Raw genomic sequence first — 13,356 nt, forward strand, 5'->3', positions numbered from 1 at the left:
CCGCCCGGCAACCAATCGGCGCGAACAGGGTCTCACTTGCCGCGCATCGCCAGGTAAGCCACCTGCCGTTGCGCTATAGTTGCCTCCCTCACGTACACGCTGCCGAAGAGTTCCCACTCAAATGCTCAACAAAGGATTGTTGCTGGCCTGCGCGCTGGCCCTGCTCAGTGCCTGTGATTCCTCCACGCCGGACAAGCCTGCGGCGCCGGCCGACGCCGCCACTGCCGTCGCGCCAGCCGAAACCAAGGCCGCCAAGCGCGAAGACCCCGCCGTGCTGGCCAAGCGATATGCCGGCCGCGAGCTGACCGTGCTGGATGTCTCGGAAGTCCAGCTCGACGGTGCCAGCACCCTGTCGGTCAGCGTCTCCGCGCCGCTGGATGCCAACCAGGACTTCGCCGCCAGGCTGCACCTGGTCGACACCGTCAAGGGCAAGGTCGATGGTGCCTGGGAACTCTCCGACAACCAGATGGAACTGCGCCTGCGCCACCTCGAACCGCAGCGCAAGATGGTCCTGACCATCGACAAGGGCCTGCTGGCGGTCAACGGCAATGCCTTGGCCGCCGAGTCGGTCAGCCGCTTCGAGACCCGCGACATGCAAGCCACCGTGGGCTTCGCCAGCCGCGGCTCGCTGCTGCCCACGCGCCTGGCCGAAGGCCTGCCGGTGATCGCCCTGAACGTCGACAAGGTCGACGTCGAGTTCTTCCGGGTCAAACCCGAGATGCTCTCGACCTTCCTGGTCAACTGGGGCCGCAACGCCAGCCTGTACTACTACCAGTCCAAGGAAACCCTGGACATGGCCGAGCTGGTCTACAGTGGCCGCTTCGACCTCAACCCGGCGCGCAACACCCGCGAGACCGTGCTGCTGCCGATCGCCGGGATCAAGCCTTTGCAAGCGCCGGGTGTGTACCTGGCGGTGATGCGCGCGTCCGGCACCTACGACTACTCGCAGCCAGCGACCCTGTTCACCCTCAGCGACATCGGCGTGTCCGCCCACCGCTACCGCGACCGCCTCGATGTGTTCACCCAGGCCCTCGAGGGCGGCAAGGCGCTCAATGGCGTCAGCCTCGAGCTGCACGACGACAAGGGCAAGCTGCTGGCCCAGGCCAAGACCGACGGCGACGGCCATGCCCAGCTGCCGATCACCGCCAAGGCCGACACCCTGATCGCCACCCAGGGCGTGCACACCACCCTGCTGCGGCTGAACACCGCGGCCCTGGACCTCGCCGAGTTCGACATCACCGGCCCCCAGGCCAACCCCTTGCAGTTCTTCATCTTCGGCCCGCGCGACCTGTACCGTCCAGGCGAGACGGTGCTGCTCAACGGCCTGCTGCGCGACCAGGACGGCAAGCCGGTCAAGGCCCAGCCGGTGACCGTGGAAGTCCGCCGCCCGGACGAGCAGGTCAGCCGCAAGTTCGTCTGGGAGGCCGACCAGAACGGCCTGTTCCAGTACCAGCTGCAACTGGCCAGCGAGGCCCCGACCGGTCGCTGGCAGCTGCTGCTCGACCTGGGCGGGGGCCGCAAGCAGGTCTACGAATTCCTCGTCGAGGACTTCCTCCCCGAGCGCCTGGCGCTGGAACTCAAGGGCAGCGCCGCGCCGCTGGCGCCGGAACAGACCGCCAGCATCCAGGTCAATGGCCGCTACCTCTACGGTGCGCCAGCCGCCGGTAACCGCCTCAGCGGCCAGGCTTACCTGCGCCCGCTGCGCGAAGCGGTAAAGGCGCTGCCGGGCTACCAGTTCGGCGCGGTCACCGAAACCGAGCTGAACCAGGACCTGGAGCTCGATGAAGTCACCCTCGACCAGAACGGCAAGGCGCGCATCGATATCGAGAGCCGCTGGAGCGAAGCCCGCTCGCCGCTGCAACTGACCGTGCAGGCCAGCCTGCAGGAGTCCGGGGGCCGGCCAATCACCCGCCGCCTGGAACAGCCGATCTGGCCCGCCGAGCGCCTGCCGGGCCTGCGCGGCCTGTTCGACGGCGAGGAAACCGACAGTGACGGCCCGGTGCAGTTCGAGTTCCTGGTTGCCGACCGCAACGGCAAGAAGCTCGCCGCCGACAACCTCAAGGTGCGGCTGATCCGCGAGCGCCGCGACTACTACTGGAACTACTCGCAGGGCGACGGCTGGAGCTACAACTACAACGAGAAATTCCTCACCCAGGCTGAAGAAACCATCAGCGTCAAGGCCGGCTCCACCGCCAAGCTGAGCTTCCAGGTCGAGTGGGGCCCGTACCGCGTCGAGGTGGAGGATCCGCAGACCGGCCTGGTCTCCAGCGCGCGCTTCTGGGCCGGCTACCGCGCCCAGGACAACGCCGAGGGCGGCGCCGTGCGCCCCGACCAGGTAAAGATCGCCCTGGACAAACCGGCCTACGCCGACGGCGCCACCGCCAAGGTCACCGTGACCCCGCCGGCCGCCGGCACGGGCTACCTGATGGTCGAGTCCGCCGATGGCCCGCTGTGGTGGCAGGAGATCGAGGTGCCCGCCGAGGGCAAGACCTTCGAGGTCGAACTGGACAAGAAGTGGGCACGCCACGACCTGTACATCAGCGCCCTGGTGATTCGCCCGGGCGAGCGCAAGGCCAACGCCACGCCCAAGCGCGCCGTGGGCGTGCTGCACCTGCCGCTGAACCGCGCCGAGCGCAAGCTGGCGGTGACCTTGCAGGCACCTGAGAAGATGCGCCCCAAGCAGCCGCTGACGGTGAAGTTCAAGGTCGCCGACGCCGATGGCAGCGTGCCCAAGCAGATCCATGTGCTGCTGTCCGCGGTTGACGTGGGCATCCTCAATATCACCGACTTCAAGACCCCCGACCCGTTCGCCAGCCTGTTCGGGCGCAAGGCCTACGGCGCCGACCAGCTGGACATCTACGGCCAGCTGATCGAAGCCGGCCAGGGCCGCCTGGCGAGCCTGGCCTTCGGTGGCGACGCGGCCATGGCCAAGGGCGGCAAGCGCCCCAACACCACGGTGACCATCGTCGCCCAGCAGAGCGTGCCGGTGACCCTGGATGACCAGGGCCAAGGGCAAGCCACGGTCGAAATCCCCGACTTCAACGGCGAACTGCGGCTGATGGCCCAGGCCTGGACCGAGGAGCACTTCGGCATGGCCGAGGGCAAGACGGTGGTTGCCGCGCCATTGATCGCCGAGCTGTCGGCGCCGCGCTTCCTCGCCGGTGGCGACCGCACCCACCTGGCGCTGGACCTGGCCAACCTGTCCGGGCGCGCCCAGCAACTGAGCGTGCAACTGGCTGGCGAAGGCCAACTGAGCCTGGTCGGTGGCGCGCAGCAGCAGGTCACCCTGGCCGAGGGCCAGCGCAGCACCTTGCTGATCCCGGTGCAGGCCCAGGGCGGCCTGGGCCAGGGCAAGGTGCGGGTGCGGGTCGATGGCTTGCAACTGCCGGGCGAGCCGGGCCAGGCCTTCGAACGTGAATGGACCCTGGGCGTGCGGCCGGCCTATCCGGCCATGCTCAAGCACTATCGCGTGGCCTTGAAGGACCAGCCCTGGAGCCTGCCGGACAGCGACCTGGCCGCGTTCGAGCCGGCCGGCCTCGAGGCCAGCCTGGCGCTGTCGAGCCGCCCGCCATTGAACCTCGCCGAGCAAATTCGTGCCCTCGAGGCCTATCCCTACGGCTGCCTGGAACAGACCACCAGCGGCTTGTACCCATCGCTGTACGCCGACGCCGACAGCCTCAAGCGCCTGGGCATCAAGGGCGAACCGGCCGAGGTGCGCAAGCGCAAGATCGAGATGGGCATCGAGCACCTGCTGGGCATGCAGCGCTACAACGGCAGCTTCGGCCTGTGGAGTTCGGACAGCGAGGAAGAGTACTGGCTGACCGCCTATGTCACCGACTTCCTGCTGCGTGCCCGCGAGCAGGGCTACGGTGTACCGGCCGAAGTCGTGAAGAAGGCCAGCGAGCGCTTGCTGCGCTACGTGCAGGAACGCAACTTGATCGAGGTCGACTACAGCGACAACGCCGAGCATACCCGCTTCGCCGTGCAGGCCTATGCCGGGCTGGTGCTGGCGCGCAGCCAACAGGCGCCGCTGGGCGCCCTGCGCAGCCTGTTCGAACGCCGCGCCGACGCCCGCTCCGGCCTGCCGCTGGTGCAGCTGGCGGTGGCACTGGACAAGATGGGCGACAAGACCCGCTCGCAGCAAGCCTTGCAAGCAGGCCTGGCGGTCAGCCGCGGCAAGGGCTGGATGGCCGACTACGGCAGCGCGCTACGCGACCAGGCGCTGATCCTGGCGCTGTTGCAGGAGAACAACCTGGCCGGCAACCAGGTCGACCAGCGCCTGTTCGCCTTGTCCGATGAGCTGGCGGCCAACCGCTGGCTGTCGACCCAGGAGCGCAACGCGCTGTTCCTCGCCGGCCGTGGCCTGCTGGGCAAGCCGGAAGGCAACTGGAAGGCGCGTCTGGACAGCGCCGGCGAAGTGCGCGAATTGAACAACGACGATACCGGCATGAAGCTCGAAGGCCCACTGTTGGCCGCGCCGTTGACCGTGCAGAACGAAAGCAGCGAGACCCTGTACCAGCAGCTGACCTTGTCCGGCTACCCGCGCCAGGCCCCGGCCGCCGTTGGCAACGGCATGGAGATCCGCCGCGAGTACCTGGGCATGAACGGCCAGGCGCTGGATGTGCGCAACCTGCGCAGTGGCGACCTGGTGCTGGTGCACCTGGCGCTCAAGGCCCAGGCCCCGGTGCCGGACGCCCTGGTGGTGGACCTGTTGCCGGCGGGCCTGGAGCTGGAGAACCAGAACCTGGCGCAGAGCGCCGCCAGCCTGGACAACGCCAGCAGCGCGGTGAAGCAGTGGCGCGAGTCGATGCAGAACGCCGGCGTGGTGCACCAGGAGTACCGTGACGACCGCTACGTGGCGGCCCTCAAGCTGGACGCCTATGGCACCACCCACCTGCTGTACCTGGCCCGCGCGGTGACCCCGGGCAGCTACCGCATCCCGCCGCCGCAGGTGGAGTCGATGTACCGGCCGAACCTGCAGGCGATTGGTGAAAGCCAAGGTGAAATGGTGGTACGCGCCCGCTGAGCTTTTGCAGGCGCGGCCTTGTGTCGCGATAGGGCCGCGCAGCGGCCCTGAAAATGTCTGCGTCGACGCTGGTACCCTGGGGCTGCCTTGCAGCCCTATCGCGACACAAGGCCGCTGCTACAGCGCTTTCAGTGCACCACCCAACTCAACACCCACAACCCCAGCAACGCCCAGATGATCCCGAGGATGATCGACGCCCGCATGAACGCGCGGACTGCCGAGTACAGCAGCATCAGGCCCACGATGAGCGCAAGGATGCTGACCAGCGAGGTGTCCATGCCCAGCGTGCGCGCCAGGCCGTCGATGAAATTGCCACCGGCATTGGCCAGCAGGTTGAACAACCCGCTCAAGCCATCGACGATGAACCGGATCATCTCGCCCAGCGCCTGGCCCAGCCAACCGAAAAAACCTTCTACATGCATAGTCGCTTCCTGATGAACGAATCAAGGCTACCCAGCCTTTGGCCATCACCTGGCCCGCTCGGTTCCCGATGCCAAGCTTAGCGCGCCCGCTGCGCCGTGCGGCGATTGCGCTGCTGGCGATCCTGGCCCTGGTGTGGCTGGCCGATCGCGTGTGGCCGTTGCCGATGCCTGGCGACGACCTGGCGCGGGTGGTCCTGGCCGAGGACGGCACGCCGTTGTGGCGCTTCGCCGATGCCGACGGGGTGTGGCGCTATCCGGTCAGCCCGGATGAAGTTTCGCCGCTGTACCTGGAGGCCTTGCTCGCCTACGAGGACCGCTGGTTCTACCAGCACCCCGGGGTCAACCCGATGGCCCTGGCCCGGGCGGCCTGGCTCAACCTGCGTGGCGGGCGGGTGGTGTCCGGTGGCAGCACGCTGTCGATGCAGGTGGCGCGCTTGCTCGACCCGCACGACCGCACGCTGGCGGGCAAGCTGCGCCAGCTGTGGCGCACGGCGCAGCTGGAATGGCACCTGTCCAAGCGCGAGATCCTCCAGCTATACCTCAACCGCGCGCCGTTCGGTGGGACCTTGCAGGGCGTGGCGGCGGCCAGCTGGGCGTACCTGGGCAAGTCGCCCAGGCACCTGACCCCGGCCGAGGCAGCGTTGCTCGCCGTACTGCCTCAGGCGCCCAGCCGGTTGCGCCCGGACCGCCACCCCGCACGTGCCCAACGGGCCCGCGACAAGGTGCTGCAGCGCCTGGCCGAGTACCAGGTGTGGCCGAGCCCGCGCATCGCCGAAGCCCGTGAAGAACCCTTGTTGCTGGCGCCGCGCCAGGAGCCGGCACTGGCGCCGTTGCTGGCGCGGCGGCTGAACACAGCGAACAGCCCGCCGCTGATTCGCACCACCCTCGATGCCGCCCTGCAACGGCGCCTCGAAGACCTGCTGCTGGGCTGGCGCGCGCGCCTGCCCGAACGCACCTCGGCGGCGCTGCTGGTGGTGGAGACCCAGAGCATGGCGGTGCGCGCCTACCTGGGCTCGATCGACCTCGGCGATGAACGCCGTTTCGGCCACGTGGACATGATCCATGCCCTGCGCTCGCCCGGCTCGACCCTCAAGCCGTTCCTCTACGCCATGGCCATGGACGATGGCCTGATCCATTCCGAGTCGCTGTTGCAGGATGTGCCGCGGCGCTACGGCGACTATCGCCCCGGCAACTTCTCCATGGGCTTCAGTGGCCCGGTGTCGGCCAGTTCGGCGCTGGCGCTGTCGCTCAACCTGCCGGCGGTGCAACTGCTCGAGGCCTACGGGCCCAAGCGCTTCGCCGCGCAGATGCGCATGGGCGGCATGCCGTTGCTGTTGCCGCCGCTGGCCGAACCGAACCTGTCGTTGATCCTCGGCGGCGCGGGCAGCCGCCTGGAAGACCTGGTCGGCGGCTACGCCGCGTTCGCCCGGGGCGGGCACAGCGCGAAGATCCGCCTGCAACCCCAGGACCCGTTGCTCGAGCGCCGCCTGCTGTCGCCGGGCTCGGCATGGATCACCCGGCGCATCCTCAGCGGCCTGGCCCGCCCGGACCGCGACCCCCAGGCCGAGTTGGTGCAGCGCCCGCAACTGGCATGGAAGACCGGCACCAGCTATGGCTTTCGCGATGCCTGGTCGGTGGGGGTCGGCCCGCGCTACCTGATTGGCGTGTGGATCGGCCGCCCCGATGGCACCCCGGTGCCGGGCCAGTTCGGCCTGGCCTCGGCGGCGCCGTTGATGCTGCAGGTGCACGACCTGCTCAGCAACCGCGACAGCCAGCGCGGCATCGAGGTGCCGGTGGCGCCGGTGCCGGCTTCGGTTGGCGTGGCCGCGATCTGCTGGCCGCTGGGCCAGCCGATGAACCGCCAGGACGGCAACTGCCGGCGCCAGCGCTTTGCCTGGACCCTGGACAACACCACCCCGCCGACCTTGCAGGCGGCCGACCAGCCGTTGGGCCTGGGCCTGCGCGAAACGGTGTGGCTCAACGACCAGGGCTTGCGCGTGGACGCCGGTTGCCCCGGCGCCAAGGCCCGCGATATCGCCCTGTGGCCGGCGCCGCTGGAGCCCTGGCTGCCGCGTCTGGAGCGGCGCGCCGCGCGCTTGCCGGCGCTGGACCCAAGCTGCCCGCCGCAGGTGGCGCCCAGCGCGCCGCCGTTGTCGATTGTCGGTGTGCGCCCCGGCGACAACCTGCGCCGCCCGGCGACCAGCAGCGAACCATTGCAACTGCGGGTTTCGGCCTTGGGCGGTGGTGGCCAGCGCTGGTGGTTCGTCAATGGCCAGCCGTTGGGCGAGACCCAGGGGCAGGACAGCCTGCTGGTGCGCTTCGAGCAAGCCGGGCGGGTCGAGCTCAGTGCCCTGGATGTCAGCGGTGAAACGGCGCGGGTGGAGTTCCAGGTCAGCGAGTAGGGCGTTGCTGGGCGCCTGCGCCTGGCGCGGTACTAATGACATGGGCTTATATCCTTGGTGAACCTTGCCCCAGCGATTGTGCAAGTTCATGAAATGACCGCGCTTTTCGCCGTGTCTTGAGCCCTAACCTGGGTACTAATACCAAGTTGTGGCCTACCCCTTTGCAACCCTCGGGCCTTCACTGCTGACTGGAGGGCGACGATGCCGTCGCCCCAACCACACGAGCAGCAGGAGTCATTCCCATGAACACTCAAGCGTGGAGCAGAACCGCCACGGCGCTGGCGATGATCATGGCGCTGGGCCTGGCAGGTTGCAGCAGTGGCGGCGGTGGACACCACAGCGAGGTCGACGGCTCGTCTGCCGACGGCGGCGCGGCGGCCGGTGGCGGCGGCGATGGCGCAGGCGGCTCGGGAGGTACAGGCGGCACCACACCCGGTGAGGGGAGTGCCGGAACCGGTGGTGGCACCGCGGGGGGAACCACGCCCGGCGGTGGCACAGGTGGTGGTGGCAGCACACCGGGTGGTGGCGACGGCGGTACGGGCGGTGGCTCTAGCACCGCGCCGCTGGTCACTGGCCAGGTGGTCGACCAGCTGGGCAACACGGTTTCCGCTGTCGGTGACGGCGTCAGTCACCTGGGGCAGGTGATTGGCGGGCTGCCCATCGCTGGCAGCACCGCGTTGAGCGGTGGCGTGGGCGCGCTGGTATCGTCCACCGGCGAGGCCGTGAACAGCGTCGGCAGCGGCCTGAGCGATGGCCTTGGGCAACTGGGCACAGGCAACAACGCCGTCGGCACCACGGTGGGCGCGCTCGGCGCCGCCACGGCCGACCTGGGCACCGGCGTCTCCGGCCTGGGCCAGGGCGTGGCCGGGCTGGCCAGCAGCGGGCCGGTCGAGCAGGTGCCGCTGGTCAACCAGGTGGTCGCAGGCGCCGGGCAAGGGGTCGACCGGGTCGGCGAGGCGGTGACCATGCTGGGCGACACCCTGACACCAATCGCCAGCAGTGGCCCGCTGGCCGGCACCAGCCAAGGGCTGAGCGACGCGTTGGTGCCGGTGGTCTCGCTGGTGGAGAACACGGCTGCGAATGCCACCCGCCAGGCCGGGCTCGCGGCGCCGCTGAACCAGACCCTCAACCAGGTGGGCGGGGCATTGACCCAGGCTGGCCAGCAGGTCGCTGGCAACGGTAATCCGTTGGCGGCCAGCGTCGGCCAACTGGTCGCCAATACCGGTACCACCGTCAGCACCAGCAGCGGTCTGGTGCCCGCTACCGGCGGCCCACGCAGCGGCTTGCTGGAAACCGTCGGCGGCGTGGTGGCCGGCGCCGGTAGCGGCCTGGCCAGCAGCACCGGCAACCCAGCGGTGGCGGCCATCAGCAGCAGCACGGTACAAACCGGCAACACCGTTGCCAGCCTGGGGACGGTGCTGGGCGGCAATGGCGTGACCAACACCGCGGCCGGGGCGCCGCTGGCCGCCGTGACCCAGCAAGTGGGCACGGGGCTGGCGCCGGTGGTCTCCGGGGTGGCCAGCGTGACGCAGCAGGTCGGCAGCAGTACCGGTGCAGGCGCCCCGGTGGCGGGGTTGTTGAATCAGGTCGGCGGTGCTGTCGGCACGCTCGGCACGCAACTGGCCGGCGCATCGGCCAATCCTGTGGTGAGCCAGCTCGGCACCACGGTCACTGCCGTGGGCGGCACGGTCGGCCAGGCCGGCAGCTTGGTCAATGGCGGTACGGGGCAACCCAGCGGGCTGGGCGGGGTACTCGATGGCGTGACCGGCGCCCTGGCCGGCGGGCAACGCTGAGGCGACGGGCTACGCTCTAGGTGAGGTGCCTGGGCGGCAGGGTCGTCCAGGCACCGTTGCCAACACAGGATCATGGAGTGTCCCGATGCGTCTATTGCTGGTGGCGATGTTGGCGCTGAGCTGGGCTGGCCTGGCCCGTGGCGAACCCCTGCCGAGTTTCCTCAACAGCAACGACACCGAACCGCGCCTGCCCACCCCCAACCTGCCGATGGACGCCTATCGCCCAGGCGCTGGCGCCGCGCAACTGCCGCAGGCTCAGCCGAGCGCCCAGCAGCCCTTGTTGATGAGTACCCGGGTCGCGGTACGCAAGGTGCGCTTCGAAGGGGGGACGGTGTATCCGCTGAGCGAGCTGCGCGAACATTACCAGCCGCTGATTGGCCGCGAGGTCGCCCTGGCCGAACTGATCGACATCACCCGCCGCCTCACCCAGCGCTACCAGCAGGATGGCTACCTGCTGTCCTATGCCTACTTGCCGCCCCAGGACTTTGCCGATGGCCGGGTGCGCGTGGTGCTGGTGGAAGGCTATATCCGCGATGTCCAGATCGAGGGCGAGATCGGTGGGGCACGGGCCTATCTTGAGCAGCTGTTCGACAAGCTCAAGGCCGAACGCCCGCTGACCCGGCAAAGCTTCGAGCGCTACACCAGCCTGGCCGGGCGCATCCCCGGCGTGACCTTCCAGGCCCAGGTTCCGCCGCCCGGCACCACCGATGGCGCGACCCGGCTGGTCGCCCAGGTTTCACGCCAGCCGTTCACCACCCGCATGAGCCTCAACGATGGCAGCCGCGACGACCTGCAGGCGTTGCTGGGCGCCAGCAGCAATGCGCAGACCCGCTTCGGCGAGCAGCTGGGCGCCAGCGTGCTGGTGCCGCCAGGCGAGGACAAGGAGCATTACTACCGCCTCGACTACAGCCAGTTCCTCGATGCCGAGGGCTCGCGCCTGCTGCTGTCGGCCTCGCGCTACCGCAGCGAGCCCAAGGCGCGCATCCGCCTGGACAACGGCATCGACCTGACCCAGCAGCGCGAGAACCAGCGCTACGCGGTGGGCATCAGCCAGTCGCTGATCGCCTCGCCCAGCGAATGGCTGGAGGTGGTCGGGCGCTTCTACGTGGTCAACGACCGCATCGATTACCAGGTGGTGGGCTTGCCCTTGCAGTTGCACAGCCGCACCGACCTGCGCGCGCTGTCCTTCGAGGGCGACTGGCGCAAGGCCGAGGCGCGGCGCCTGCGGATCCTCAGTGCGGGCGTGTACCAGGGGTTGGACCACTTCGGTGCGCGCAGCAATGCCGGCTACGACCTGGACTTCCTGCGCCTGCGGGTGTCCGGGGTGCAGAGCGACGACTTTGCCGACAACTGGCAGGGCGTGGCATCGGCGGCGGCCTACTGGAGCAACGACAGCCTGCCCGACAGCGAGCGCGCGGTGTTTGGCGGGCAGAACTTCGGGCGCGGCTACCCCAACGACCAGGGTTCCGGCGACAAGGGCTGGGGGCTGGCCTACGAGGTCAACTACAGCGTCAAGCGCGAGGGCACCTGGCTCAAGGTCGTGCAGCCCTACCTCGCCCTCGATGCGGCGCGGGCCTGGTTCAATGAGCTCGAGGTGCAGAAGGCGAACATGTCGTCGGCGGCCCTGGGGCTGCGTTTTGGCGATGCGCGCTACTACAACATCGCGGTGGAGGTGGCCAAGCCGATGTCGGACATCGCCTTGGACAGCTTCAACCGGCGGCCGCGGTTGAACCTGAGCTTCAGTTATCAGTTGTAGGCGCGGCCGAGGCGTCGGACCGGTCGCGCAACAGCCCCTGCTATTTAGCGGCCTGCATCAATGCCTTGGGGAACAGGTTGTCCAGCGTCTCCAGCAGGCGCGCGTGGTAGATCGGCTTGCGGAACAGGTCGAGCACCTGCAGGCGCAGCAGATCGCTGACATCGTTCATGTCGGCATGCCCGGACATCACGATCACCGGCAGGTGCTGGCGCGCGGTGTGCGCGCGCAAGCGCTGGACCAGGCCCAGGCCGCTCTCTTCGGGCATGCGCAGGTCGGTGATCACCAGCGCCACGTCCGGGTGCCGGGTCAGTTGCTGCAGTGCGGCTTTCACCGAGGTGGCGGTGTGGCAACTGAAACCTTCGTTTTCCAGCAGCTCGGCCAATTCCAGCAAGGCCTCTTCCTCGTCGTCGACCAGCAGGATCTGTTGACGCAACGACGAGTTGGGCATGGTCGGCTCCTGGTCAGGGGACTACAGGTCATGCAGGGCGCTGGCGGTCACTGGGTGATGGCGGTCTTGATGGTGGTCATGATCGCCGACACTTCGGTGGAGATGGGCGTGACGAAGCCGGCCAGCACCACCGCGACCATGGCCGCGATCACTGCGTACTCGATGCCGGAGGCGCCATCCTTGCTGTGCAGGAAGGCTTTGCAATGGAGGAGGATCTGTTGCAGCAGCATGGCATTGCTCCTTGCGCTCGTTGGGCGCTGGTCGTCGGGGTTTGAGAAGTGATACCCCTTTGCCATCAGAGCATCGCCAAGCCATGCCAGGCTGCAAATGTAACAAAGCATTAGTCCAAAAGTATGAGCCTCGATTAGTCGGGCCAAGTGCCTGTTTTGCCGAGGCGTCAATTTCATGGCTCGAAAAAAACGGCACAGCTAATGGCGAAAGATTGCGGCTCAGCTACCGTCCAATAGCGAAATAGTTACCTTTTGCCATCATTGGTTGCAGGCGTAGGGGAGAGCGCAAATGAGCAGTCGCCTGACCATGATCCTCGCCGGCCTGTTCCTCTTCGCCGCCTTGCTGGCCGGGTACTGGGGGCTGCGCTTGAGCCGCCCGGCCGAGGTGCCTGCCGCAGCGCCCATGGCGCCCTCCGAGGTGGTCGCCCCCGCCCCGGTGATCGTTGCCGCGCCACCTGAGCCGGCGCGTTCGCCCATCGTGGTGATGCGCCGCGCAGTGCCGGCCAATACCCCACTGACGGGCGACGATGTGCTGGTCGAGCGCCTGCAAGTGGTGCCGGCCGGGGCCTTCCAGCAACTCGACCAGGTGCTCGGGCGCAGTAGCGCGCGGCCACTGGCGGCGGGCAGTTGGCTGGATGAGTCGAGCTTCCAGGCCGGCGGCCCGCTGGCGCGGATGATCCGCCCCGACGAGCGCGCGGTGGCGGTGGCGGTGGACGATGTGGTCGGCGCCGCTGGGCAGTTGCGCCCCGGCGACTTCGTCGATGTGCTGCTGTTCCTGCGCGAAGAGAACAACAACCCGCAAGCGTCGGCCCAGGTGGTGCTGCCGGCCCTGCGCGTGCTCAGCGTCGACCAGCAGACCGGGCTGGCCAACGACGGCCGCCCGGCACAGACCGCCGAGGAGCAGAAGGCCCGCCGCGACCAGCAGTCGTTGAACAGCAACGCCACCCGCACGGTTGGCCTGGCGGTGCCCGAGGCCCTGGCCAGCCGCCTGATGCTGGCGGCCCAGGCCGGCACCTTGCGCCTGGCGGTGCGCAGCGCCGACGAGCAGCGCCTGGCGGCCTACTGGTCGGGCCAGGCTGCCAGCCCGCAGCTGGACAACGCCAACCGCGAGCTCTACCGCTTCAGCCAGCTGTCCCAGGTGCCCCTGGCCAGCTCCGCCGCGCTTGCCGGTGCCAGCGCGCCGGCCATGCAGATCATCCGTGGTGCGCAGAGCGGTGATAACAACAAGACTCCCTGACCGGCAAGGATGCATTCCATGCGTAGTTCTTTGCATAGCGCT

The 13,356-nt window shown here is 68.6% G+C and carries 8 protein-coding genes; 5 read left to right on the top strand and 3 right to left on the bottom strand.

All coding sequences use genetic code 11. The features are described 5' to 3' along the window. The first annotated feature begins 121 nt into the window (after window positions 1-121). On the top strand, window positions 122-5,026 hold the full coding sequence (locus KSS95_RS05965) for an alpha-2-macroglobulin family protein (RefSeq protein WP_217852489.1): 4,905 nt from the start codon (window positions 122-124) through the stop codon (window positions 5,024-5,026). Between the two features lie 128 nt (window positions 5,027-5,154). On the opposite strand, the gene KSS95_RS05970 is transcribed toward KSS95_RS05965, so the two are convergent. Next, window positions 5,155-5,448 (bottom strand): hypothetical protein, encoded by a 294-nt coding sequence (locus tag KSS95_RS05970; protein WP_217852491.1) that lies wholly within the window; start codon window positions 5,446-5,448, stop codon window positions 5,155-5,157. A gap of 68 nt (window positions 5,449-5,516) precedes the next feature. Here KSS95_RS05970 and pbpC point away from each other — a divergent pair, with 68 nt between their 5' ends. From pbpC to KSS95_RS05985, 3 genes are all read left to right on the top strand, one after another. Continuing rightward, the gene (pbpC, locus tag KSS95_RS05975) at window positions 5,517-7,850 is read left to right on the top strand and encodes a peptidoglycan glycosyltransferase PbpC (RefSeq protein WP_217852493.1); all 2,334 of its coding nucleotides are present in this window, start codon (window positions 5,517-5,519) and stop codon (window positions 7,848-7,850) included. A gap of 242 nt (window positions 7,851-8,092) precedes the next feature. Continuing rightward, window positions 8,093-9,643 (top strand): collagen-like triple helix repeat-containing protein, encoded by a 1,551-nt coding sequence (locus KSS95_RS05980; RefSeq protein ID WP_217852495.1) that lies wholly within the window; start codon window positions 8,093-8,095, stop codon window positions 9,641-9,643. A gap of 85 nt (window positions 9,644-9,728) precedes the next feature. Continuing rightward, window positions 9,729-11,399, top strand: a complete 1,671-nt coding sequence (locus tag KSS95_RS05985; RefSeq protein WP_217852496.1) for a ShlB/FhaC/HecB family hemolysin secretion/activation protein — start codon at window positions 9,729-9,731, stop codon at window positions 11,397-11,399. A gap of 40 nt (window positions 11,400-11,439) precedes the next feature. Here the strand turns inward: KSS95_RS05985 and KSS95_RS05990 are convergent, their stop codons facing one another. Both KSS95_RS05990 and KSS95_RS05995 read right to left on the bottom strand, forming a co-directional pair. Continuing rightward, window positions 11,440-11,847 (bottom strand): response regulator, encoded by a 408-nt coding sequence (locus tag KSS95_RS05990; RefSeq protein WP_217852498.1) that lies wholly within the window; start codon window positions 11,845-11,847, stop codon window positions 11,440-11,442. Between the two features lie 47 nt (window positions 11,848-11,894). Beyond that, window positions 11,895-12,077 (bottom strand): Flp family type IVb pilin, encoded by a 183-nt coding sequence (locus tag KSS95_RS05995; RefSeq protein ID WP_217852500.1) that lies wholly within the window; start codon window positions 12,075-12,077, stop codon window positions 11,895-11,897. A 289-nt stretch (window positions 12,078-12,366) separates the two neighbouring features. On the opposite strand from KSS95_RS05995, the gene cpaB reads away from it, so the two are divergent. Continuing rightward, window positions 12,367-13,314, top strand: coding sequence for a Flp pilus assembly protein CpaB (gene cpaB / locus KSS95_RS06000; RefSeq protein ID WP_217852502.1), 948 nt, complete (start codon window positions 12,367-12,369; stop codon window positions 13,312-13,314). Window positions 13,315-13,356: the final 42 nt, after the last annotated feature.

Origin of the sequence: Pseudomonas muyukensis (assembly GCF_019139535.1) — a bacterium.
In the GTDB taxonomy this organism is placed as follows: Bacteria; Pseudomonadota; Gammaproteobacteria; order Pseudomonadales; family Pseudomonadaceae; genus Aquipseudomonas; species Aquipseudomonas muyukensis.

Bases quoted from the DNA above. Each gene is read 5' to 3' on its own strand.
- KSS95_RS05965 (WP_217852489.1), top strand. From the start codon at position 122: ATGCTCAACAAAGGATTGTTGCTGGCCTGCGCGCTGGCCCTGCTCAGT.
- KSS95_RS05970 (WP_217852491.1), bottom strand. From the start codon at position 5,448: ATGCATGTAGAAGGTTTTTTCGGTTGGCTGGGCCAGGCGCTGGGCGAG.
- pbpC (WP_217852493.1), top strand. From the start codon at position 5,517: ATGCCAAGCTTAGCGCGCCCGCTGCGCCGTGCGGCGATTGCGCTGCTG.
- KSS95_RS05980 (WP_217852495.1), top strand. From the start codon at position 8,093: ATGAACACTCAAGCGTGGAGCAGAACCGCCACGGCGCTGGCGATGATC.
- KSS95_RS05985 (WP_217852496.1), top strand. From the start codon at position 9,729: ATGCGTCTATTGCTGGTGGCGATGTTGGCGCTGAGCTGGGCTGGCCTG.
- KSS95_RS05990 (WP_217852498.1), bottom strand. From the start codon at position 11,847: ATGCCCAACTCGTCGTTGCGTCAACAGATCCTGCTGGTCGACGACGAG.
- KSS95_RS05995 (WP_217852500.1), bottom strand. From the start codon at position 12,077: ATGCTGCTGCAACAGATCCTCCTCCATTGCAAAGCCTTCCTGCACAGC.
- cpaB (WP_217852502.1), top strand. From the start codon at position 12,367: ATGAGCAGTCGCCTGACCATGATCCTCGCCGGCCTGTTCCTCTTCGCC.